Genomic DNA, 19,276 nt, shown 5'->3' with positions numbered 1-19,276 from the left:
TTTTTTTTTGATATTGATATATGTTATTTTTGCTTAAAATTCCCTTAAAATAAGTCTTTTTCCTGACTCATCATGTCATTGAAATCTGACAAGGTGTCGTCTATGATAGATTGACTAAAGAATATATTATAATAGATGGTTTTCTCGGTTTATGATGAACCTAGCTGACCGTTGGACCTCCTGCCATAAAACGCAAGGTTGCAATTCCCTAACTTTTGTTGCTCATAGAACAGGATGTCGGAACTTGTAGAGCTTGCAGCACTCAAGCACTGGAGCACGTTTAACTAGGGATAAAACGACTGAGTGCGAAATACACGCCCACCTGGTCGTTCAAACTCCGAGGAAAGTTGTAGGGATTGCTGAGTTTTTAGTCGATAAAAAGAACCACCTTATTAAGAACAGTATTTATACTGTCCATTATAAGGGGCTCTTTTCAAAATCCTCTGGCAATGAAAATCAAAGATTTGCCTCTGCTTCTTGTATCTCAAGCTCTGTTACAGGATAAAATTGAGTTGCCGCACCCACCTACCGCACCACCTCTCCAAGAATCTCAGACAAGACCGCATAACCTTGGTCAGACAGGTGGAGGCCGTCCTTGGTTAACTCGACAGCCAACTGGCCCTGGTCATCCAAAAAAGCCTGGTAGGTCGGGACCAGATTGACATAGTCATACTGGTCTGCCAGGTCCGCATAGGCCTGGTTAAGGGCCTGGATATTGGCATTGGTACGAACATCAACGGTCTCAGCAAACTGGCCGGACTCGTTGACTGGCAGGACTTCTAGCAGGTGGATGGTCACCAGGGGATAATCAGCCTTGATGGTCTCGATAATCTGTTGGACGTTGTCCATGGTCTGCGCCAGCGGCAGGGAATAGCCCAAGTCGTTTGTTCCAATCAGGAGCACCACTTCTCTGACCGAGGCCCCAAAAACCAGCACATCGACATGGTCCAGAACATGCTGGCTGTTGGAGGCGGCAATGCCCCGGTTGGCCCATGTTCTGGTCAGCGTCAGCCATTTCTCAACATCAAACCACTCGGTGATGGAGTCGCCCACAAAAATGAGCTCGGGGTAAACTAGAGTTTGGGCGTTCTGGCGGCGGTAGGCCTGACGGCGGCCCTCGCGGAGTTTCTCGTAGTAGGCGTCAACTTGTGGACTAATCATGGCTTATCCTTTCGTTTTGGAAAAATAGCTGTCGCAGGCAGCAGCAAGAACCACCCCAAGGCTATAAGCCAAGAGGTCAGACCAGAGGAAGCCCTGGCCCAAGAGCAAATGGCCAATCAGAGTGCTTCTAAAAGCCACCAGCCAAGGCCAGGTCAAGAGCTGGGAAAACTCGACCAAGTAAGAAATGATCAGGGTCAGGACCGCAGCCTCTTTGGGCGAGCGAGCCAGCACCCGAAAGCCCCAGTAAATCATGATGGCCCAGAGGGCATCCCCTGTCTGAGCTGGCAGGGCAGGAAACATACGGGACAAGAGACCTAAAAAGATGGTCAGACCAAGCAGGCCCAAATAAACGACAGTTCTTGCTTTCATAGCCTTATTATACCATAAGTCTCCTTGAAGAAGAGGCAAAAAAAGTTGTTCTATTTTAATAAAACAACTTGACGACCATACAATTTCATGTTATCATAAAGAAAAACAAGACAAAGGAGTCTCCTTATGGAAAAGAAACATGCAATTGTGATTGGTTTAGCTGGTTTGGTGCTGGTTGGTTCCCTCTTTAGCAAGACCCCACAAGTCGATGAGGCCCAGCTGGTCAACCAGAACAAGGCCACCTTTAATCAGCTCTTTAATCTGGCTAACCAAATGACCGAGGACATTATCCAAGATGGTGACACGCAGAATCGTGTCCTCGTTATCCCTATCGAGGGGGTTATCGGCCAAGAGAGTGCTACCTACCAACACGACCATCTTCTAGCTTCCATTGATAAGATTAAAGAAGACAAGACCATCAAGGCCGTTTTGCTGTCCATCGATTCACCTGGTGGTGGGGTTTATGCCACTCGTGAACTCTACGACCGCATGAAGGCGGTTCAGGCCGAAACTGATCTGCCTGTCTATGCCTCCATGGGCAGTACAGCTGCCAGCGGTGGCTACTACCTGGCCATGTTGGGCGACAAGGTTTACGGCTCTCAAGAAACCATTACCGGTTCTATTGGCGTCATCATGAGCGGCTACAATACGGCCGGTCTCCTTGACAAGCTGGGCGTCAAACCAGTCGTCTATAAGTCTGGTGCCATGAAAGACATCATGTCTGGGTCACGGGACGCGACGGAGGAAGAACGCCAGGTCCTCCAGACCTACATTGACGAATCCTACCAACGCTTTGTCGATGTGGTTGTCGAGGGACGAGGCCTGTCGGAAGAGGCTGTCCGCAAGCTGGCTGATGGTCGGATTTACAGCGGCCAACAGGCCAAGAACTTGGGGCTCATTGACCAGCTGGGCTACGAATCAGATGCCCTAGCCGACCTCATGGCTGAAAACGGCCTTGAAGGGGCCCAAGTCTTCAGCTACCAGCCAAGCGACCTGGGCTTTGGCAAATACTTCCCAAGCATTCTGGGCAAGCTGGGCTTGGACCAAGCCAGCACACCAGCTGGCCAGCTCAACCAAGCCATCGAGAAAATCCAGTCCCTGGATAACATGAGTTTAGAGTACCGCATGGAAGGAGGTCGCTAAGATGACCCAACTCCCCCTTTCCCAATGGCATAAGCCCTGCTTTGGCGGTTTTTGGAAACGCTATGGGGCCTTTCTGATTGATAGCCTCCTCATCGGGGCAGCCAGTAAAATCCTCCTCAACCTAACCGTCCACCGTCTGGTAAGCCCAGACTTAGCAGCAGGTAGCTGGTGGTACGAGCTGATTAAACTGGCCCTCTTTCTGTCCTACTTTGTCGGAACCAGTCTGGTCCTTGATGGTCAAACCGTTGGCAAATTCTTACTTGGCTTGAAGGTGGTCAACATCACGACCGGCCAACTGGACCGCCAGACCCTGCTCCTGAGGGAATTGGCCGGCCGCACCATTCTCTACTTCGCCCCATTTTTGGCCCTGATTCTCATTGTTACCCCTCAACGCCAGCACCTCTTGGACATTCTCTGTGACACGGCAGTCCTAGACCTGCGGCAGATGGCCTACTTTGACAAGGCCAAGGAAACCGAATTGGTTTTTCCTGGTCACCATTAAAAAACTAGCTCTCCGATGGTTCGGAGGGCTAGTTTTATTGAACAAATAAGTAAATCAAGAGGTTAAGCCCCCAAACATCAGCGATGGCATGGGAGAGGAAAATGGGGTAAAGGTTCTTCTTGCCCAGTTTCTCGTACCAGAGGTAGTAGCCGATGCCCAAAATCAGGCCGATGCCCAAGGCTGATAGGAGGCCCTGATAGGTGTGAAAGGCAATCCGCACCAGGAGGGAAAAGAGCCAGGACCAGCGACGGTGCTCAGGTTTGACTGACAGGGCTAGGCCAATGAAATAAACCTCCTCATAAAAGCCGTTGAGCAGGGCATAAAGGACCCGTGACAGGCTAACCTGGGAGAGAAAGTAGGCAAAACCACCAGGAATATCCAGGTGAGACTCCAGGAAATAGCTGGCATAATCAGGAGAGAAAAACCAAAAAAGGACTTCCATCAAGGCTGAAAAGGCTACAAAGAGACCAATGGCTTGGGCGGTCGATTTGAGGTCAATCTTGAATAGCCACTGCCTGAAGTTAAATTTTCGAAGCCAAAGGTAGGCAAAAGCCAGGAGTAGAGTTCCCCCCTGAACCATAATCATGTAATAATCTTGATTGGCTGTGAGTTCTGTGCTGACTGCTGTCCCTGCTGCTTCTCCTGTTAGGTAAAGCTCTGTTGAGAGCCAGATGGGTTGACCAAACAAGATAAGGGTTAGAACCAAGACATCCCACCAGGCTAAGTATTGTAATCGCTTCATATCAAAAATCCTTCACCTGAGATTTCTTAGGATTAGTTTATCACCTGGCCAAAATCTTGTCAAGACCTTGAACGTTTTGAATAGGCAAGCCTGATTAGGAAAGTAATCTTCTATGATTAGGCCCAATCACTACTCTTGTCGTCACCAATAGGCAAAAACGCCCTTGCGACCTGTTTCAAAAATGTTCTGTCGTGACTGACAAAGACTAAAATACCTGGAAAATTAACAAGAACCTTTTCAACAGCTTCCAAGGTTTTCAAGTCCAAAAAGTTCGTGATTTCATCCAAAACCAAAACATCCAAATCACTAACCAGTAAGGTAAGAAGGGAAACCTTAACCCGTTCACCCCTGCTGAGTTGCTTGATTTTCCGGAAGACTTTTTCTCTCCTAAAATCCAAGAGAGCCAAAAGTGTCCTAATCTGGCTCTCTTCGAATTCCTGCCCCGCTTCTGCCATGACTGCGTCATAAACAGTCACTTCCTCATCTTTAAAATAAAATTGGTTCTGCTTAAAATAACCCACCTTATAAGCTGGCGACACCTGACTAAGCAGATAAGTCAGATAAGTGGTTTTGCCAGAGCCATTAGGTCCATAAATACCTAGTTTGTCACCACTTCTCAGGGTCTGGCTAGGAATTTTCCAGAGTGTTCTTCCTTCAACAACCGCCTGATGAGCAGGAATCAGGATTTGGCGTTTAGGACGTTGGCTAACTCGACTCAGAAAAGACACGTCATAGTCATCGGTCACACGTTCAGGAGCTTTTAACTGCTCCAATCGATTTTCCTGCTGAGTAATTGCCTTTTGTAATTTTTTCTGCTTACTGGCTATGGCTGTCTTGGTCCCGGGCAATCGGTATTCTGATCCACTCAGTTTCCGTGGCTTGCCATTTTTCTGGTCCGTTTTTTCTTTCATGCTTTGAACGGATTGCTTGAGTTTCTTCTTTTCCTTGGCATATTGTTTCACATCAGCAGCATACTGAGCTGCTTCAAGCTCACGCTCCTTGAGGTAGTCAGGATAAGAACAAGTATAAGACTTGATTTTTCCTTGTTCAATCACCCAAATTTTGGTCGCTAGTGCTGACAGTAAGGTCCGGTCATGAGTGGCTATACAAAAAGCGGCTGGTGATCGTCTAATGGTTTTAATGACCTTATCAACATGTTTAGCATCTAAAAAAGTCGTCGGTTCGTCCAATAAAAATAGGTCAGCTGGCTGGTACAAGGTCGACAAAAAACTGGCAATGGCTACTTCACCACCACTCCTAACCACATCCTCCGTTAAGGTGACTTCATTAAACAAGCAGTGGGCCTGACCTAGAACTTGACCTGAAAAACCCTCTAACTGCCCAGCCAAGAGCCGTAAAAGACAGGTTTTACCAGCACCATTTTTACCAATCAAACCAATGACATCACCAGATTCAATGGTCAATCGTTCTGTTTCAAATAGTAGTTTGTCACCAAATTCTAATCTCAGTTGATTCAGTATCATGATGCTCATGGCATGACCTCCTCTACTTTCATTCTATCATTATCATCACTATATGTAAATGTTTTTAAGGCATTAATCTGACAGAAAAAGACTAGGAAACAAATCCTAGTCTTCTCATCTCTATTTACTTCCGATACATCTTAAACTGCAAGAAGAGGTCGTTGTAGATACCTGTCCATTCCTTGCCTAGGTTGTCATAGACTTCCAACTTGGCAATGGTTTCATCGTTAGGATAGAAAGCCTCATCAGAGGTAATCTCCTCTGGCAAGAGTTCCTTAGCCTTGGTGTTTGGGGTGGCATAGCCGATGTACTCGGCATTTTGAGCTGCAATTTCTGGTCGCAACATGAAGTTGATAAAGGCATAAGCCTCCTCGGTATGCTTGACGGTCTTGGGAATGACCAGGTTGTCAAACCAGAGGTTGGAGCCTTCACTTGGCACCACATAGACCAAGTCCTCGTTAGCATCCAGCATCTCACTGGCTTCACCTGAGAAGGTAACCCCAATGGCAGCGTCTCCTTGAATCAGGTAGCCCTTCATCTCGTCGGCCACGATGGCCTTGATGTTTGGGGTCAACTGGGTGAGGTGCTCTTCAACAGTTGCCAGCTCTGCCATCTCCTTAGAGTTAAGGCTATAACCCAAACTATTGAGGCCAAAGCCCATGACCTCACGGGCCCCGTCAAAGAGCATAACCTGGTTCTTGTAGTCTGGTCGCCAGAGGTCCTCCCAATGCTCAGGGGCGGTCTCCAACATGGTCGTGTTGTAAACAATCCCCACTGTCCCCCAGAAATAAGGGATGGAGTAATCGTTGGTCTCATCAAAAGACTTGGCCAAAAACTCCTGACCAATGTTCTCAAAGCCCACCAGCTTGGACTTGTCCAGCTTGACCAAGAGGTCTTCCTGACGCATCTTGTCAATCATGTAGTCGCTGGGCACGGCGATGTCATAGGTCGTGCCGCCCTGCTTGATTTTGGTGTACATGGCTTCATTGCTGTCAAAGGTCTCATACTGGACCTTGATGCCCGTCTCCTCCGTGAACTGGGTCAAAAGCTCAGGGTCGATGTAGTCGCCCCAGTTGTAGATGACCAACTTGTTGCTAGAGCCGCTATCGCTGGCTTTTTTCATGATGACGCTTGTGGCAAATAGCAGAGCAACGATGGCTAGAACCCCAGCCAAAAACGAGTATAATCTACGCATGCTTGCCCTCCTTGTCCTGAGAAATAAAGTAGTAACCAATCACCAAAAGGATACTAAAGAGAAAGACAATGGTAGACAGGGCATTGATGTCCAGGGAAATCCCCTGGCGGGCCCGCGAGTAAATCTCCACCGACAGGGTCGAAAACCCGTTACCCGTCAGGAAAAAGGTCACCGCAAAGTCGTCCAACGAGTAGGTAAAGGCCATAAAGTAACCTGCAATAATACCAGGGGTCAAGTAAGGCAACATGACCGACCGCAACATCTGCCAACGGGTCGCTCCCAGGTCATAAGCGGCGTTAATCATGTCAGCGTTCATCTCTTTCAGCCTTGGCAAGACCATGAGGACCACGATAGGGATAGAGAAGGCCACATGACTGAGCAGGACAGATACCATGCCCAGCTGGAAGCCCAGCACCGTAAAGAGCAAGAGAAAGCTAGCACCAATCATGACATCAGGAGCCACCATCAGCACATTGTTGGCTGACAAGAGGGCCGTCTGGTATTTTTGACGGGCCTGGTAGATGCTGATGGCTCCAAGGGTCCCAATCACCGTTGCCAAAAGGGCACTCAAGAAGGCCAGGAAAAAGGTCTCGACCAAAATCAACATGAGGCGGCTGTCACCAAACATGGCCCCGTAGTGTTCCAGGGTAAAGCCCGTAAACCCATTCATATCCCCTCCCTCATTAAAAGAGTAGGCAATCAGGTAAAAAATTGGGGCATAAAGGATAATAAAGACCAAGGCCAGGTAGAATTTTGCAAATTTTTTCATCTTATTTTCTCCTCTCCTTGGTCAGCCACATGGTCAAAATCATGGCCGCAATCAGCACTACCCCGATGGTTGACCCCATGCCACGATTCTCCGTGGTCAAGAAATGCTGTTCAATGGCCGTTCCCAGAGTAATGACACGGTTGCCCCCAATCAGACGTGTCAGCATAAAGAGCGACAGACTTGGGATAAAGACCGATTGGACACCTGACCGAACCCCGTTAAGGGAGAGGGGAAAGGTCACCTTGGTAAAGGTCTGACTTTCCGTAGCTCCCAGGTCTCGACTGGCATTGATCAGGTTCTTGTCAATGTCATCCAAGGCATTGAAAATGGGTAAAATCATGAAGGGCAGCTCGATGTAGCTGGCCACAAAGATAAAAGAGAAATCCGTAAAAAGGATTTGCTGGGGAGCTAGGCCCATAAAGGTCAAAAAGCCGTTAACCCCGCCCTGCTGACCGAAAATCCCCATAAAAGCGTAAGCTTTTAACAAAAGATTAACCCAAGTGGGCAGGATAACCAGCATGAGCCAGAGTTGCTTGTGCTTGAGCTGGGTCAAAATCAAGGCCAGCGGGTAGGCCACAAGGAGGGTGACCAGGGTGATGATGCCCGCGTAAAGAATGGAATTAAAGCCCATCTTAAGGTAGGTCTGGCTGCTGAAAAAAGTCTGGTAATTGGCCAGGGTCAGCTTGCCTTCGATGTCAAAGAGGGACTGGCCCATAATTAAGGTCACAGGTGCCAGAACAAAGAGCAAGAGCCAGAGGTAGTAGGGCAGGGAGAGCCAACTAGAGCTTTTCTTCATGACGCTCCTCCTCGATGGCATTAATCAGGCCATCTTCCACTTCCTCCACTTCCACATACTCTTCGATACGGGCGTCAAACTCTTCTTCGGTCTCGTTGAGACGCATGATGTGGATGTCTTCAGGTTCAAAGTCCAGGCCGATAACCTCGCCAACAATTGCCTTACGGGTGGAGTGAATCATCCACTCATTGCCCAAATCGTCATAGGCGATGATTTCATAGTGCACCCCTCGGAAAAGCTGGGTATCCACCTTAACCTGGAGCTTGCCCTCTTCTGGCAGGGTAATCCGCAGGTCTTCTGGGCGAATAACCACTTCAACCGCCTCGTTTGGCCGCATACCACCATCAACCGCTTCAAAACGTTTGCCGTTAAATTCCACCAAGTAGTCTTCAATCATGACAGCAGGCAGAATGTTGGACTCTCCGATAAAGGTCGCTACAAAATTGTTAATGGGCTCATCGTAAATGTCCACAGGGGTACCAGACTGGACAATCTGACCATCATTCATGACGAAAATCCAGTCGCTCATGGCCAGAGCTTCTTCCTGGTCGTGGGTCACAAAGACAAAGGTAATGCCCAGACGCTGCTGGAGCTCTCGCAGTTCATACTGCATCTCTGTCCGCAACTTGAGGTCAAGAGCAGACAAAGGCTCATCCAAGAGAACCACTCGAGGCTGGTTGATGATGGCACGAGCAATGGCCACCCGCTGGCGTTGACCACCAGACAGTTTTTGAATCGGCCGCTTCTCAAAGCCTTCCAAACGAACCATTTTCAAGGCTTCTTGCACCCGACGAGCAATTTCAGCCTTATCCACCTTCTTCAAGGTCAAGGGGAAGGCCACATTTTCAAAAACGGTCATGTGAGGGAAAAGGGCGTAGTTCTGAAAGACGGTATGAACGTCCCGCTTGTTGATGGGTACATCGTTAATCCGCTTCCCATCCAAATAAACATCACCCGTGCTGGCGTCCAAAAGCCCAGCGATGATGTTGAGAATGGTTGATTTACCTGAACCTGAAGCCCCCAAGAGGGTGTAAAACTTACCCTCTTCCAGCTCAAAGTTGATATTTTTCAGCACCTGGGTGCCGCTGTCCTCGAAAGTCTTGGTGACATTCTTAAAGGCGATGATGGGTTTGGTCAATTCCTAATCTTCCTCCGTTTAATCTAAGTAAGGTTGGGGCTTGTCCCCAACCAAGTTTCTGTTTCTAAATCAATTGGTCACCGATAATCCGAACCTCGGTTTCCAGGTCAATACCTGAGTTGGTTTTAACCACCTCCTGCACGTGGGCAATCAAGTCTTCGTAGTCTTGGGCTGTTCCGCCTGCCACATTGACCATAAAGCCAGCATGTTTCTCTGAGACCTCAACCCCACCGATACGGTGGCCTTTGAGGCCTGCGGCCTCAATAAGCGGACCTGCAAAAAGGCCTGGCGGGCGTTTGAAAACCGAACCACAAGATGGGTATTCCAAGGGTTGTTTGAGCTCCCGCAGGCGGGTCAAGCGGTCCATTTCCTGACTAATCTGGGTGTGGTCACCTGGTTTGAGGGCAAATTTGGCTGATACCACCACATCCCCTGTCTCTTGGAGGGCAGAGTGACGGTAACCGAACCGCAGGTCCCTAGCCTCAAGGGTCTTAAAGTCACCCTCTCTGGTCATGACCTTGACGGATAGGAGAATGTGAGCCACTTCGCCACCGTAGGCACCAGCGTTCATAAAGACCGCTCCGCCGACACTCCCTGGGATACCGCAGGCAAATTCAAAACCAGTCAGGCTGTGGAAACGAGCCACCTGGGTGGTCTCAATCAGGTTGGCCCCGGCTTCTGCTTCAATCACATAGCCATTGACGGTCACCGTGTTGAGCTTGTCAAACATGATGACCAGGCCACGGATACCGCCGTCACGGACAATCAGGTTACTGGCATTGCCCAAAACCAGCCAGGGAATAGCCTGCTCGTTGGCCACACGGACCAGGCGTTCCAGTTCCATCTTGTTGCGAGGGAAGGCCAGGTAGTCCACTCGGCCCCCGACCTTAGTGTAAGTGTAATCTTTGAGAGGCTCGTCAAAGCGGATGTCAATCCCCGCCCAAGCCTCTTTCAGTGTTTCTGTCATGTCAATTCGTTCTTTTCTAGTCATTCTGCTGATTCTACCAGCACTACTATTATAGCAAAATTTTGGTCAAGTGGCTAGGATTCTGCCAGCAGATAGCGTCTAACCTGGCCGATGAAATAAAGGGACCCTGTCACCACAAAGAGGTCGGCCTCATCGGCGTCATCTGCCTGCGTCAGCCATTCTTCAAAAGAAGCCACCCGAGGAAAGCCCTCGGGGTAGGCAGCTAGGGCATAGGCGTTGGGGTAGTCAAAACTGGTTACGCTAACGTCAGGGAAAATCCTGAGCTGGGCCAGCATGGAGGCCACAGGCTTGGTGTCAATGGCCGCAAAGAGCAGGTGGAGGCGACGGTCGGCATAGTGGGTCTTGAGGACGTCCACCAAAACCGCCACGCTCTCGTCGTTATGAGCCCCGTCCAGCATGAGGTTGGGCCTGATAAACTCAGTCCGCCCCAGCCAGTAACTCTTGACGAGAGCCGCCTTGAAGTGGTCCAAGGTCAAGGCAGGAAAGGCGTCCTTAATCAGCAAACTGGCCATGATGGCCAGACTAGCGTTTGACTCCTGGTGGCGACCAGGCATGGCCAGAGTCAGGTCGGTCAGCTCAAACTCCCCATGACGGAAGGTACCCGCCTCAAGGTCAAAGTCCTGACCCCGCTCATAGACGGGCGACCCTAGGCTTTCAGCAGTTTGGTAAAATAGCTGACGCACCTCAGGCCGATTTTCTGAGAAAATCAAGGGCACACCAGGTTTAAGGACCCCGATTTTCTCCCCAGCAATAGCCAAATGGGTGTCGCCTAAGAAATTCTGGTGGTCCAAGCCGATGGAGGTGCAGATAAGGGCCAGAGGGGTGAAAACATTAGTCGAGTCGTAACGGCCTCCCAGACCAGCTTCAACCACCACCAAGTCCACTGGCCGCAAGTGACCAAAGTAAAGGAACATGATGAGGGTGATCAGCTCAAACTCCGTCGCAGGTCCGAAGTCAGTTTCTGCTTCCATTCGAGCCACCACAGGTTTGAGCAGCTGGACTGCCTCCACAAAGTCGCTCTTAGAAATCATCTGGCCGTTGACGGAAATCCGCTCTCGAAAATCCATGATGGACGGTGAGGTAAAGGTCCCCACCTCATAACCCGCCTCCTGAAAGATGTGACGGAGGTAGTTAACTGTCGATCCCTTGCCATTGGTCCCCACCACATGAATGCCTTTAATCTTGTCCTGGGGATTGCCCAACTCATGCAGAATCCACTGGACCCGCTCCAGACCTGGATTGATGCCGAAGGTTAAACTCGTGGTCAACCAGTCAAAGGCCTCTTGAAAATTTACCATAAAAACTCCTCTTCATAAAAAAAGTTGGGAGAAACCCCAACTCTTTTTAACTAGTATTGCTCGGTCAAGATTAGAATTTCTTGCGTTTACGAGCTGCTTCTGATTTGCGTTTGCGTTTCACAGAAGGTTTTTCATAGTGTTCACGTTTACGCGCCTCTTGAAGGGTACCAGCTTTAACAACCGCACGTTTGAAGCGACGGAGCGCATCATCAAGCGATTCATTCTTGCGTACAACTGTTTTTGACATATTTTTCACCTCCTCAAGATAATGTAACATTTTCACGTTCTTTAGTATTATACAGGATAATAGCAGAGCAGTCAAGAGAAAACCTTTAGTTTTTAACATTTTTAACAACAGCTTACCTTTTACTGGTGACCTTACTGGGCTTTAGCGGTCTTATCGATCAAAATCACCGAATCAGGTAATTCTGTAAAACTGGTCGGCTTGTCTTTCCTCGGTAAATTAGCAATCGGATGGTCCCTATTTTCATAGGCCCAGATGGCCCCAGACTCATAAACCTCACGATCCCAAAGCATACCTAGACTAAATTCATGGTCCTTATTAACCAAAATATCAACATTATAGGTATGACTGCCTAACCCAAAAGAGCCAACCAAAAAATCGCTATATTCCAATCGTTCAACCCCTTCATAATGATTATAGATATAGAGGGCAGACTCTTGGACGATATAAGGACGATACTCCTCCCAATCCTGCTTATCCTTGGACTTCTGATGAGATACAAACACCATAATAACCCCTAAGCAGATGGACACCACCACAAGCAACAAGATACCGCAACCTTTCGCAATCAAACGCATCTTCTTTCCTTTCTTAGCAAAAAACACCGACCGCAGTCGATGTTTTCTCAAGCTTACTTAGCGATTGGGTAAACAGAAACTTGTTTCTTATCGCGGCCTTTACGCTCGAAACGCACAACGCCTTCTACTTTAGCGTAGAGGGTGTCATCGCCACCACGGCCAACGTTAAGACCTGGGTGGATGTGAGTTCCGCGTTGACGGTAAAGGATTGAGCCACCAGTTACGGTTTGGCCATCAGCAGCTTTAGCACCAAGGCGTTTTGCTTGTGAGTCACGTCCGTTTGACGTTGAACCCCCACCTTTTTTGTGGGCCAGCAAGAACAAGTTTTCAAGATTTTTCAACATAAGAATGTCCTCTCTTTCGTGATCAGGTTATTATTAAGCGTTGATCGCTTTGATAACAACTTTAGTGTAAGGTTGACGGTGACCTTGTTTACGGTGGCTACCTTTTTTAGGCTTGTATTTGAAAGTAACAACTTTCTTTTGCTTGCCTTGTTTTTCGACAGTACCCACAACAGTAGCGCCAGCTACCAGTGGAGCACCAAGGATGGTTTTCTCACCGCCAACAAGAACAACCTGGTCAAAGGTCACGTCTTGTCCTGCTTCGATGTCAAGTTTCTCTACGTAGATGGCTTGACCGGCTTCAACTTTAACTTGCTTACCACCAGTTTTGATGATTGCGTATGTGCTCATAGTGCACCTCCTATAAAAATATGGTTGGGGAAATCCCCGTGTGAAGACTCGCCTTGTAGCGTGGGCTGGGCCACTTGGAACGCTAGTCGTGCGGTTGCACAGGTGTGCATCTAGTCAACAGTCCTATTTTACCACAGCTGGTGGGATTTGGCAAGGATTTTAGTCTTTTTTCTCGATTTTTATTCGTAAGAGCCCTAGCGACAGGCGGTTGAGCTCCTTGTCCAACTGTTCATAGTCGATAGTCCCTGGTGTGGCTAGGATTTCATAGGTTTCAGTTAGTTCTTGGAAATAGCGGTGCTGCTGGACATAGCCGTTCTTCTGGTAGAAAGCTAGGCGTTGCTGACGTTGGGCGTAGTTAGGGGCTGACGCGTCCATGGGCTCAATGCAGAGGACCTGGGGCAGACCAGTTGCCTGCTCTGCTATTTCTCCTAAAATGGCCGACCCATAGCCACGGGACCGCTGGTCCTCCGCAATGGCAAAGAGAAAGACAAAGAGGGCGGTCGTCGTCCGCTCCGTGATGGCAAAGCCGATAAAGGCAGGGCCGTCGTAGTAGGCTCGGAAGTCAATGGCTGGCTGGAGGGAAAAGAGAACGGACAAGGCATAAGGTGGCCGTTCTTCAGCTGGAAAGGCGGCATGGTAGAGTTGCTTGACGTCACGAGAAGCCTGGGAAAAGGGCAGGACGGGTTTGGAAATCAGCCTTACCATTGGACATTCACCAGCTGGGTAATCTCTTGATAGGCCGTGTCCACCCGCTCCAGCATGTGTTCGGGCAGCTGGTCTCGGTAGCGGCCACCTTCGATAAAGTCCTCCAAAACAATAACCCGGTAATCAAAATACTCGTAGCCCTCCACCCCATAGGCTCCAAGTCCCGTTGCCCAAACCAGGGTTGGGTGAGCTTGAACGGTCTTGACAATGGTCTTGTCGCCAGTTTTTTCAAAGGTCACATCCATGAGCACCCCACGCTCGGTCCAGATGTCATCCACCGTCTCCAAGCGTTGATCGGACAGGAAGTTACCCATGGAATAGATGATGAACTTCTTGTCGCCATCTTTTTCCAGGGTTTCTGATGGTTCTGGGACATGAGGGTGGCCACCGAAGACCACGTCGGCTCCCCAGTCCACCATCTTATGGTAAAGGGCAACCTGTTCTTCGGTCGGTTCGAGGGCGTACTCGACTCCCATCTGTGGCATGACGATGGTGACATCAGCTTCTGCTTCTGCTCGTTCAATCTCCGCCTGCATCTTTTCCTCATTGAGGTCAGACAGGTGGCGGTTGTATTCCTCATCGGTCAGGGTTGCTTCCATGCCATTGAAACCATAAGCATAGCCTAAAATGGCAATCTTAATCCCGTTAACCTCTTTGATGACGAGGCCGTCCTCTGCTCGGCTATTGGCATAAAGCCCGATAGGGCTAATGCCCAAATCGCTAAAAATGCGATGGGTGCTAAGGGCACCCTCCAAGTAGGTGTCTAAGATATGGTTATGGGCCAAATCAACCACGTCATAACCGGCTTCTTTGATGGCATGAGCAGCCTCTACTGGGGCATTAAAAAGGGGATAGCCACCCAGGGGCATATCTGGGTTAATGGTGCCCTCGAAATCTCCAATAGCCAAATCTGCACCTGTAATCCAATCCCTGACGTAGGCGTAATGGTCATGTAGATGATAAGCACCATGTTGGTAAAGGGCACTGGTGTAGAGGCGGTCATGGTAGAGTAAATCACCATTGGCCACCACTCGTGCCGTCTGAACAACAGGCGTTTCCTGAGATTGCTCCTCTACAACTGTCTGGGGTTGTAGGGTCAGATAAGGCCACCAACTCATGAGAACTAAACCTAACAAACCAATAGTTGTTAAATAAAGAGAGATGATATTTTTCTGTGATTGGTTCATAAACAGCTCCTTTTCCCTAATTATAACATACTTTGATAAAATGAACGAGCAAACAGGGAAAGACTTTCTCAAACTGGGGGAAAGTAAAAATCCCCCTGCAAGCAGGGGGAAACACTCCAGCCTAAGGGAATCGAACCCCTATCTCAAGAACCGGAATCTTACGTGATATCCATTACACTAAGGCTGGCTACTTCCTAAGTATAACACATTTTTAGTCATTTGAAAATACTTAGGAAAAAATTTTTTATCACATGTCCAATACACAACTAACTATCAGGTGATTGAAACCTAGCGGATATGCTCAAATTTGAGGTGGACACTGATGGTATCACCATAGCCGTTGCGTTCCAGGTCACGCTGGAGACGATAGGCGATGTAATGCTCAGCAATGTTAAGGTGCCCAGCCTCCATGAGACGATACTCCACCATGGACTGAATCATGGAGATGGTCGACCGCTCCACCTTGGCCTCGTGGAGATCAATGACCACTTTTTTGGTCACTTCCGCCAGCTTTTCCCGCCAGGCGTCATCAATGACATAAACTGTCTGAGCAGCCTTGATAATAGCCTGGTAAATCTTTTCTGGGTCAAAATCAGCCAATTGACCGTTACGTTTGATAATTTGCATGGCAAACCTCCTTTTGAAAGTGTTTTCTTTCTTATATTATCTAACAGTTTAGTCACTTTGTCAAGAGATTTTTGCTAAAACTTTCATGGAATTTCAAGAATCACTCATACCTCCCGTTCAAAGGTCAGGTTGTCCTTGCCGTCTGCCTGATACCAATTTGAAATCAGACCTTGGTTGACAAAGCCCATGCGTTCGTAAAAGGGAATGCCCATCTGATTGTTTTGGGCGACAGTGACCTGTTGCTGGCTGATGCCATAGGTCCTTTTCTGGTGGTCGGTCAGAAAGTCAACCAGGGCTCGCCCCAGTCCCTTGCCCTTGTGGTCTGGGTGAACATAGAGGACATAGATATGGCCCAAGCTGTCGCTACTGACACCGCCACCGATGGCTCCAAGGACTTGTCCGTCCAGTTCGGCAACCATATAACCGTGCCAGTTTTGGTCACTAGTGGAGCATTCTCTGGTCACTCGGTCCAGGTTGTAAAAGTCTCCGATGACTTGGTCGATGTAGGCAGGTGTATTGAGGTCCGTGTAGGTCACCCGCCAGGCGGATGAGCAAATGTCGCAAATGGCTGACGCGTCAGCTGGGCTGACAAAACGGGTGGTGATGGTCATGAGAAATCCTCTCTAGCAAAAGAGCAGCCGTCTGACTGCTCTGCTATGGTCATAAAAAATCCTAGTACTTAGGCCGAATAACGCCAGTAACGGTCGCCTTGGTGGCCTCGTAGTCGCCGTCCACCACGACCTTGATGATGCGTTTGGCATCTTCTGCTGGTGCTGCGACCAGGGGCAGGCGGAGGGGACCAACCTTGAAGCCCAGGTAGTTGAGAACAGCCTTGACAGGGGCAGGACTCGGGTAGCTAAAGAGGGCATTGACCTTAGGAATAAACTGGCGTTGGATAGCGGCCGCAGCCTTGATGTCGTTACGTTCAATGGCCTCAAACATGGCATGCATCTCATCACCGTTGGTGTGAGATGCCACGGAAATCACCCCGTCCGCCCCCAGGTTCATGGCGTGGAAGGCATCCCCGTCCTCACCCGTGTAGATGAGGAAGTCGTCAGGGCGGTTCTCAATCAGGTAGGCCACGTTGGCCAGGGTTGTACACTCCTTAACCCCGATGATGTTAGGGTGTTCAGCCAAGCGGAGCATGGTTTCAGGGGTGATCTCAACTACTACCCGCCCAGGAATGTTGTAGATGATGATGGGCAAGTCAGAGGCGTCAGCAATGGCCTTGAAGTGCTGGTAAAGGCCTTCCTGAGAGGGCTTATTGTAGTAGGGAGCAATGGCAAGTCCAGCCGCAAAACCACCAAACTTTGCCACTTCCTTGGCAAATTCGATGGAATCTCGGGTATCGTTGGTTCCGACCCCAGCAATCAAAGGTACTCGGCCTTGGACAATCTTCTGAACCGCCGCAAAGAGCTCCAACTCCTCGGCATGGGTCAGGGTCGGGCTTTCCGCCGTTGTCCCCGCCAGCAAGATGGCATCGGTGTGGTGAGCCAGCAGGTGTTCAATCAGGGCTGGCAGGGCCTCAAAATTGATAGACCCATCCTCATGAAATGGGGTCACCAGAGCTGTAATAATTTTAGCATTTCTTAATTGATCAATAGACATGATTTTTCCTCCTAAGACATCTTACTACTGCTTGTCAGTTCTTACGAAAATGATTGATGGCAAGGGAAATCAGGGTGGCCAGACCAGCCGTTCCAAACACATCAATCCAGTCCTTGCTGCCACCGAAAAATTGGTTGCTAATCAGGGCATAGAGACCCACAATCACAACCGCAACGGCAAAATGCAAAAGATAAAACCACCATTTTTTGGTCATAATAACCTCCTTTAGAAACGTCTCCTTACGATAATAAACGTCAGCTAGCTAATCGGGCTTGCCCAACCTCTGTGACAAAGACTAAAACGACTAGTTGCTGATAATCTTGTAACCAGCTTCGGCCAAGAGGTCAAGGGCCTCTTGAAACCTATCCTGCTTGACTAGGATATAGTCGGTATTGTAGGTTGACAGGGCAAAAATCGAGATGCCAGCCTGGGCAAGGAGACCAGAAAGCTTGGCCAAGATGCCGACCAAGGAAAAATCAAGCTCCCCTTCCACTCGAAAAGCCGACCAGCCCTCATCAACATGACTGGCGTTGGCTGGGACAGCATCCACCAAGCAGACCAAGGAATTTTCCTGGTCTGTTTTACCTGGAAAACAGTAGGGACTGTCCCAGTTGACCTGAGAAAAATCAGCCACCTTACAAATGGCAAAATCGCCAGCAATCACTTTAATGTCCATCTTATCTAAACCCTCTCATATGCAAGAAAAGCTAGCCTAGGCAAATGGCTCGCCCTGGCTAGACTTTTGTCAGAATCTTCTGGGAGCAAGACACCAAGCTCGCTCAACTCCTCAGAGCAAGGCTGGAGCAAAAGGTCTAACTTTTCAATGTTATTTAATCAGAAAAGCAAAACGCAGTGGTTGAGTGGACTTTAAGGCGCTGATGTTATCAGCTTTTAAAGTCCTACTCAACTGTGCGGAGGCGGGACGACAAAATCGAACCCTTCGGGTTATCGATTTTTGTCCCACTCTCATTTCAACTCAAAAACCAGGTCTTGGGTCGCACGCACCAAGCCACGCTGGTGCAGGCTCTCAGCAATCTGCACCGAGTTCCAGGCTGCACCCTTAAGCAGGTTGTCAGAGACCACCCACATGTGGATCCCGTTTTCGATATCCAGGTCGCGACGAACACGTCCGACAAAAGTATCACGGCTGCCAACAGCGTTGATGGCCTGCGGGTAAACCTGGTTGGCCACATCGTCCTCAAGAACCGCACCTGGGAAGTTAGCGATGGCTTCCTTAACCGCAGCGATGTCCGCCACCTCTTTGGTCTCGATGTAAACCGACTCTGAGTGACCTGACAGGACAGGAATCCGCACACAGGTCGCTGACACTTTAATGCTATCGTCTCCCATGATTTTCTTGGTTTCCTTAGTCATCTTCATCTCTTCATAAGTGTAGCCATTGTCCGTGAAGAGGTCGATTTGTGGCAAGGCGTTAAAGGCAATCGGGTAGTGCTTCTTATCGCCACCTGATGGCAGGATATTGGCCGTCACGTCTTTAGGGTCTAGGCCGTCAACCAAGACTTGGCGAAGCTGAGTCTTGGTTTCCTCAATGGCTTGCGCTCCAGCACCAGAAACCGCCTGATAAGTCGAAATCAGGACCCGATCCAAGCCCCAGTTGCGACGGATGGGCTCCAAGGCTACCATCATCTGAATGGTTGAACAGTTAGGGCAGGCAATAATGCCCTTGTGGCTGTCCATGGCATCCGCGTTAACCTCAGGAACAACCAGAGGCACATCAGGATTCATGCGGAAGTATGACGTGTTGTCCACCACAACGGCACCAGCCTTAACAGCATACGGAGCAAACTTGGCTGAAGTTGAACCACCAGCTGAGAAGAGGGCAATGTCCACCCCTTCAAAGCTGTCTTCCATGGTCAATTCAACCGTCACCTCTTGTCCTTTGTAAGACAAGACCTTGCCAGCTGAACGAGCTGACGACAAGAGTTTAATGTGGTCAATTGGAAGGCTTGATTCCTCCAACATCTTGATCATCTGTGTTCCAACGGCACCTGTGGCACCGACTACTGCTACTGTATAGCCCATGAGTTAC

24 protein-coding genes, 1 tRNA gene and 1 other annotated feature are annotated in these 19,276 nt (G+C 49.1%); of the genes, 2 read left to right on the top strand and 23 right to left on the bottom strand.

Annotated elements, in window-relative coordinates:
• Positions 1–525: 525 nt before the first annotated feature.
• On the bottom strand, positions 526–1,161 hold the full coding sequence (locus AC3ARB_RS04510; RefSeq protein WP_488321365.1) for an SGNH/GDSL hydrolase family protein: 636 nt from the start codon (positions 1,159–1,161) through the stop codon (positions 526–528).
• A 3-nt stretch (positions 1,162–1,164) separates the two neighbouring features.
• Positions 1,165–1,530 (bottom strand): ribosomal maturation YjgA family protein, encoded by a 366-nt coding sequence (locus AC3ARB_RS04505; RefSeq protein ID WP_488321364.1) that lies wholly within the window; start codon positions 1,528–1,530, stop codon positions 1,165–1,167.
• A 126-nt stretch (positions 1,531–1,656) separates the two neighbouring features.
• On the opposite strand from AC3ARB_RS04505, the gene sppA reads away from it, so the two are divergent.
• Both sppA and AC3ARB_RS04495 read left to right on the top strand, forming a co-directional pair.
• Positions 1,657–2,673, top strand: coding sequence for a signal peptide peptidase SppA (sppA, locus tag AC3ARB_RS04500; protein WP_488321363.1), 1,017 nt, complete (start codon positions 1,657–1,659; stop codon positions 2,671–2,673).
• A 1-nt stretch (position 2,674) separates the two neighbouring features.
• Complete coding sequence (locus AC3ARB_RS04495) at positions 2,675–3,175, top strand: RDD family protein (protein WP_488321362.1); 501 nt, start codon at positions 2,675–2,677, stop codon at positions 3,173–3,175.
• Positions 3,176–3,209: 34 nt separating this feature from the next.
• Here the strand turns inward: AC3ARB_RS04495 and AC3ARB_RS04490 are convergent, their stop codons facing one another.
• From AC3ARB_RS04490 to AC3ARB_RS04390, 21 genes are all read right to left on the bottom strand, one after another.
• Positions 3,210–3,917 carry a CPBP family glutamic-type intramembrane protease gene (locus tag AC3ARB_RS04490; protein WP_488321361.1) on the bottom strand — a complete coding sequence of 236 codons (708 nt, stop codon included), beginning with the start codon at positions 3,915–3,917 and terminating at the stop codon, positions 3,210–3,212.
• A gap of 116 nt (positions 3,918–4,033) precedes the next feature.
• The gene (locus AC3ARB_RS04485; RefSeq protein ID WP_488321360.1) at positions 4,034–5,410 is read right to left on the bottom strand and encodes an ATP-binding cassette domain-containing protein; all 1,377 of its coding nucleotides are present in this window, start codon (positions 5,408–5,410) and stop codon (positions 4,034–4,036) included.
• Between the two features lie 115 nt (positions 5,411–5,525).
• Positions 5,526–6,596 carry an ABC transporter substrate-binding protein gene (locus tag AC3ARB_RS04480; RefSeq protein WP_488321359.1) on the bottom strand — a complete coding sequence of 357 codons (1,071 nt, stop codon included), beginning with the start codon at positions 6,594–6,596 and terminating at the stop codon, positions 5,526–5,528.
• Positions 6,589–7,365, bottom strand: a complete 777-nt coding sequence (locus AC3ARB_RS04475) for an ABC transporter permease (RefSeq protein WP_488321358.1) — start codon at positions 7,363–7,365, stop codon at positions 6,589–6,591. The genes AC3ARB_RS04480 and AC3ARB_RS04475 overlap by 8 nt, the downstream gene beginning before the upstream one ends.
• A 1-nt stretch (position 7,366) precedes the next feature.
• Positions 7,367–8,161 carry an ABC transporter permease gene (locus AC3ARB_RS04470; RefSeq protein WP_488321357.1) on the bottom strand — a complete coding sequence of 265 codons (795 nt, stop codon included), beginning with the start codon at positions 8,159–8,161 and terminating at the stop codon, positions 7,367–7,369.
• Positions 8,145–9,299: an ABC transporter ATP-binding protein gene (locus AC3ARB_RS04465; RefSeq protein ID WP_488321356.1), complete on the bottom strand. Its 1,155-nt coding sequence runs from the start codon at positions 9,297–9,299 to the stop codon at positions 8,145–8,147. Before AC3ARB_RS04465 ends, AC3ARB_RS04470 begins: the two co-directional genes overlap by 17 nt.
• A gap of 64 nt (positions 9,300–9,363) precedes the next feature.
• On the bottom strand, positions 9,364–10,266 hold the full coding sequence (gene murB, locus AC3ARB_RS04460) for a UDP-N-acetylmuramate dehydrogenase (RefSeq protein WP_488321355.1): 903 nt from the start codon (positions 10,264–10,266) through the stop codon (positions 9,364–9,366).
• 74 nt (positions 10,267–10,340) lie between these two features.
• Positions 10,341–11,585, bottom strand: coding sequence for a bifunctional folylpolyglutamate synthase/dihydrofolate synthase (locus AC3ARB_RS04455; RefSeq protein ID WP_488321354.1), 1,245 nt, complete (start codon positions 11,583–11,585; stop codon positions 10,341–10,343).
• A 70-nt stretch (positions 11,586–11,655) separates the two neighbouring features.
• A complete protein-coding gene (rpsU, locus tag AC3ARB_RS04450) occupies positions 11,656–11,832 on the bottom strand; it encodes a 30S ribosomal protein S21 (protein WP_488321353.1) in 177 nt (58 codons plus the stop codon).
• Positions 11,833–11,963: 131 nt separating this feature from the next.
• Complete coding sequence (locus AC3ARB_RS04445; RefSeq protein WP_488321352.1) at positions 11,964–12,407, bottom strand: hypothetical protein; 444 nt, start codon at positions 12,405–12,407, stop codon at positions 11,964–11,966.
• Positions 12,408–12,460: 53 nt separating this feature from the next.
• On the bottom strand, positions 12,461–12,751 hold the full coding sequence (gene rpmA, locus AC3ARB_RS04440; RefSeq protein ID WP_488321351.1) for a 50S ribosomal protein L27: 291 nt from the start codon (positions 12,749–12,751) through the stop codon (positions 12,461–12,463).
• A 33-nt stretch (positions 12,752–12,784) separates the two neighbouring features.
• Entirely contained in the window at positions 12,785–13,099 is a 315-nt protein-coding gene (rplU, locus tag AC3ARB_RS04435) for a 50S ribosomal protein L21 (protein ID WP_488321350.1), read from the bottom strand.
• A 34-nt stretch (positions 13,100–13,133) separates the two neighbouring features.
• Positions 13,134–13,205: a sequence feature (ribosomal protein L21 leader region), on the bottom strand.
• A gap of 53 nt (positions 13,206–13,258) precedes the next feature.
• Positions 13,259–13,804 carry a GNAT family N-acetyltransferase gene (locus AC3ARB_RS04430; protein WP_488321349.1) on the bottom strand — a complete coding sequence of 182 codons (546 nt, stop codon included), beginning with the start codon at positions 13,802–13,804 and terminating at the stop codon, positions 13,259–13,261.
• Positions 13,798–14,991 (bottom strand): CapA family protein, encoded by a 1,194-nt coding sequence (locus AC3ARB_RS04425; RefSeq protein ID WP_488321348.1) that lies wholly within the window; start codon positions 14,989–14,991, stop codon positions 13,798–13,800. The genes AC3ARB_RS04430 and AC3ARB_RS04425 overlap by 7 nt, the downstream gene beginning before the upstream one ends.
• Before the next feature lie 115 nt (positions 14,992–15,106).
• Positions 15,107–15,178: transfer RNA gene (locus AC3ARB_RS04420), tRNA-Arg, on the bottom strand.
• 101 nt (positions 15,179–15,279) lie between these two features.
• Positions 15,280–15,618, bottom strand: coding sequence for an ATP cone domain-containing protein (locus AC3ARB_RS04415; protein ID WP_488321347.1), 339 nt, complete (start codon positions 15,616–15,618; stop codon positions 15,280–15,282).
• A gap of 104 nt (positions 15,619–15,722) precedes the next feature.
• Positions 15,723–16,229 (bottom strand): GNAT family N-acetyltransferase, encoded by a 507-nt coding sequence (locus AC3ARB_RS04410; protein ID WP_488321346.1) that lies wholly within the window; start codon positions 16,227–16,229, stop codon positions 15,723–15,725.
• Positions 16,230–16,290: 61 nt separating this feature from the next.
• Positions 16,291–17,226 carry a 4-hydroxy-tetrahydrodipicolinate synthase gene (gene dapA, locus AC3ARB_RS04405; protein WP_488321345.1) on the bottom strand — a complete coding sequence of 312 codons (936 nt, stop codon included), beginning with the start codon at positions 17,224–17,226 and terminating at the stop codon, positions 16,291–16,293.
• Between the two features lie 34 nt (positions 17,227–17,260).
• Positions 17,261–17,440: a hypothetical protein gene (locus AC3ARB_RS04400; RefSeq protein WP_488321344.1), complete on the bottom strand. Its 180-nt coding sequence runs from the start codon at positions 17,438–17,440 to the stop codon at positions 17,261–17,263.
• Positions 17,441–17,530: 90 nt separating this feature from the next.
• Positions 17,531–17,902: an ACT domain-containing protein gene (locus AC3ARB_RS04395; protein WP_488321343.1), complete on the bottom strand. Its 372-nt coding sequence runs from the start codon at positions 17,900–17,902 to the stop codon at positions 17,531–17,533.
• Positions 17,903–18,192: 290 nt separating this feature from the next.
• Positions 18,193–19,269: an aspartate-semialdehyde dehydrogenase gene (locus AC3ARB_RS04390; protein WP_488321342.1), complete on the bottom strand. Its 1,077-nt coding sequence runs from the start codon at positions 19,267–19,269 to the stop codon at positions 18,193–18,195.
• Between the last annotated feature and the right edge of the window lie 7 nt (positions 19,270–19,276).

The organism is Streptococcus sp. ZY171113 (assembly GCF_057748235.1).
The sequence above is the reverse complement of the archived record's forward strand: the minus strand, read 5'-3'. Positions and strand labels throughout refer to the sequence as shown.

What these genes read in the sequence shown, in the direction of transcription:
- murB (WP_488321355.1), bottom strand. Translation starts at nt 10,266, where the DNA reads ATGACAGAAACACTGAAAGAGGCTTGGGCGGGGATTGACATCCGCTTT.
- AC3ARB_RS04505 (WP_488321364.1), bottom strand. Translation starts at nt 1,530, where the DNA reads ATGAAAGCAAGAACTGTCGTTTATTTGGGCCTGCTTGGTCTGACCATC.
- AC3ARB_RS04430 (WP_488321349.1), bottom strand. Translation starts at nt 13,804, where the DNA reads ATGGTAAGGCTGATTTCCAAACCCGTCCTGCCCTTTTCCCAGGCTTCT.
- AC3ARB_RS04400 (WP_488321344.1), bottom strand. Translation starts at nt 17,440, where the DNA reads ATGACCAAAAAATGGTGGTTTTATCTTTTGCATTTTGCCGTTGCGGTT.
- dapA (WP_488321345.1), bottom strand. Translation starts at nt 17,226, where the DNA reads ATGTCTATTGATCAATTAAGAAATGCTAAAATTATTACAGCTCTGGTG.
- AC3ARB_RS04395 (WP_488321343.1), bottom strand. Translation starts at nt 17,902, where the DNA reads ATGGACATTAAAGTGATTGCTGGCGATTTTGCCATTTGTAAGGTGGCT.
- AC3ARB_RS04445 (WP_488321352.1), bottom strand. Translation starts at nt 12,407, where the DNA reads ATGCGTTTGATTGCGAAAGGTTGCGGTATCTTGTTGCTTGTGGTGGTG.
- AC3ARB_RS04390 (WP_488321342.1), bottom strand. Translation starts at nt 19,269, where the DNA reads ATGGGCTATACAGTAGCAGTAGTCGGTGCCACAGGTGCCGTTGGAACA.
- AC3ARB_RS04415 (WP_488321347.1), bottom strand. Translation starts at nt 15,618, where the DNA reads ATGCAAATTATCAAACGTAACGGTCAATTGGCTGATTTTGACCCAGAA.
- AC3ARB_RS04480 (WP_488321359.1), bottom strand. Translation starts at nt 6,596, where the DNA reads ATGCGTAGATTATACTCGTTTTTGGCTGGGGTTCTAGCCATCGTTGCT.
- AC3ARB_RS04475 (WP_488321358.1), bottom strand. Translation starts at nt 7,365, where the DNA reads ATGAAAAAATTTGCAAAATTCTACCTGGCCTTGGTCTTTATTATCCTT.
- sppA (WP_488321363.1), top strand. Translation starts at nt 1,657, where the DNA reads ATGGAAAAGAAACATGCAATTGTGATTGGTTTAGCTGGTTTGGTGCTG.
- AC3ARB_RS04485 (WP_488321360.1), bottom strand. Translation starts at nt 5,410, where the DNA reads ATGAGCATCATGATACTGAATCAACTGAGATTAGAATTTGGTGACAAA.
- AC3ARB_RS04495 (WP_488321362.1), top strand. Translation starts at nt 2,675, where the DNA reads ATGACCCAACTCCCCCTTTCCCAATGGCATAAGCCCTGCTTTGGCGGT.
- AC3ARB_RS04455 (WP_488321354.1), bottom strand. Translation starts at nt 11,585, where the DNA reads ATGGTAAATTTTCAAGAGGCCTTTGACTGGTTGACCACGAGTTTAACC.
- rpsU (WP_488321353.1), bottom strand. Translation starts at nt 11,832, where the DNA reads ATGTCAAAAACAGTTGTACGCAAGAATGAATCGCTTGATGATGCGCTC.
- AC3ARB_RS04425 (WP_488321348.1), bottom strand. Translation starts at nt 14,991, where the DNA reads ATGAACCAATCACAGAAAAATATCATCTCTCTTTATTTAACAACTATT.
- AC3ARB_RS04410 (WP_488321346.1), bottom strand. Translation starts at nt 16,229, where the DNA reads ATGACCATCACCACCCGTTTTGTCAGCCCAGCTGACGCGTCAGCCATT.
- AC3ARB_RS04490 (WP_488321361.1), bottom strand. Translation starts at nt 3,917, where the DNA reads ATGAAGCGATTACAATACTTAGCCTGGTGGGATGTCTTGGTTCTAACC.
- AC3ARB_RS04510 (WP_488321365.1), bottom strand. Translation starts at nt 1,161, where the DNA reads ATGATTAGTCCACAAGTTGACGCCTACTACGAGAAACTCCGCGAGGGC.
- AC3ARB_RS04470 (WP_488321357.1), bottom strand. Translation starts at nt 8,161, where the DNA reads ATGAAGAAAAGCTCTAGTTGGCTCTCCCTGCCCTACTACCTCTGGCTC.
- rplU (WP_488321350.1), bottom strand. Translation starts at nt 13,099, where the DNA reads ATGAGCACATACGCAATCATCAAAACTGGTGGTAAGCAAGTTAAAGTT.
- rpmA (WP_488321351.1), bottom strand. Translation starts at nt 12,751, where the DNA reads ATGTTGAAAAATCTTGAAAACTTGTTCTTGCTGGCCCACAAAAAAGGT.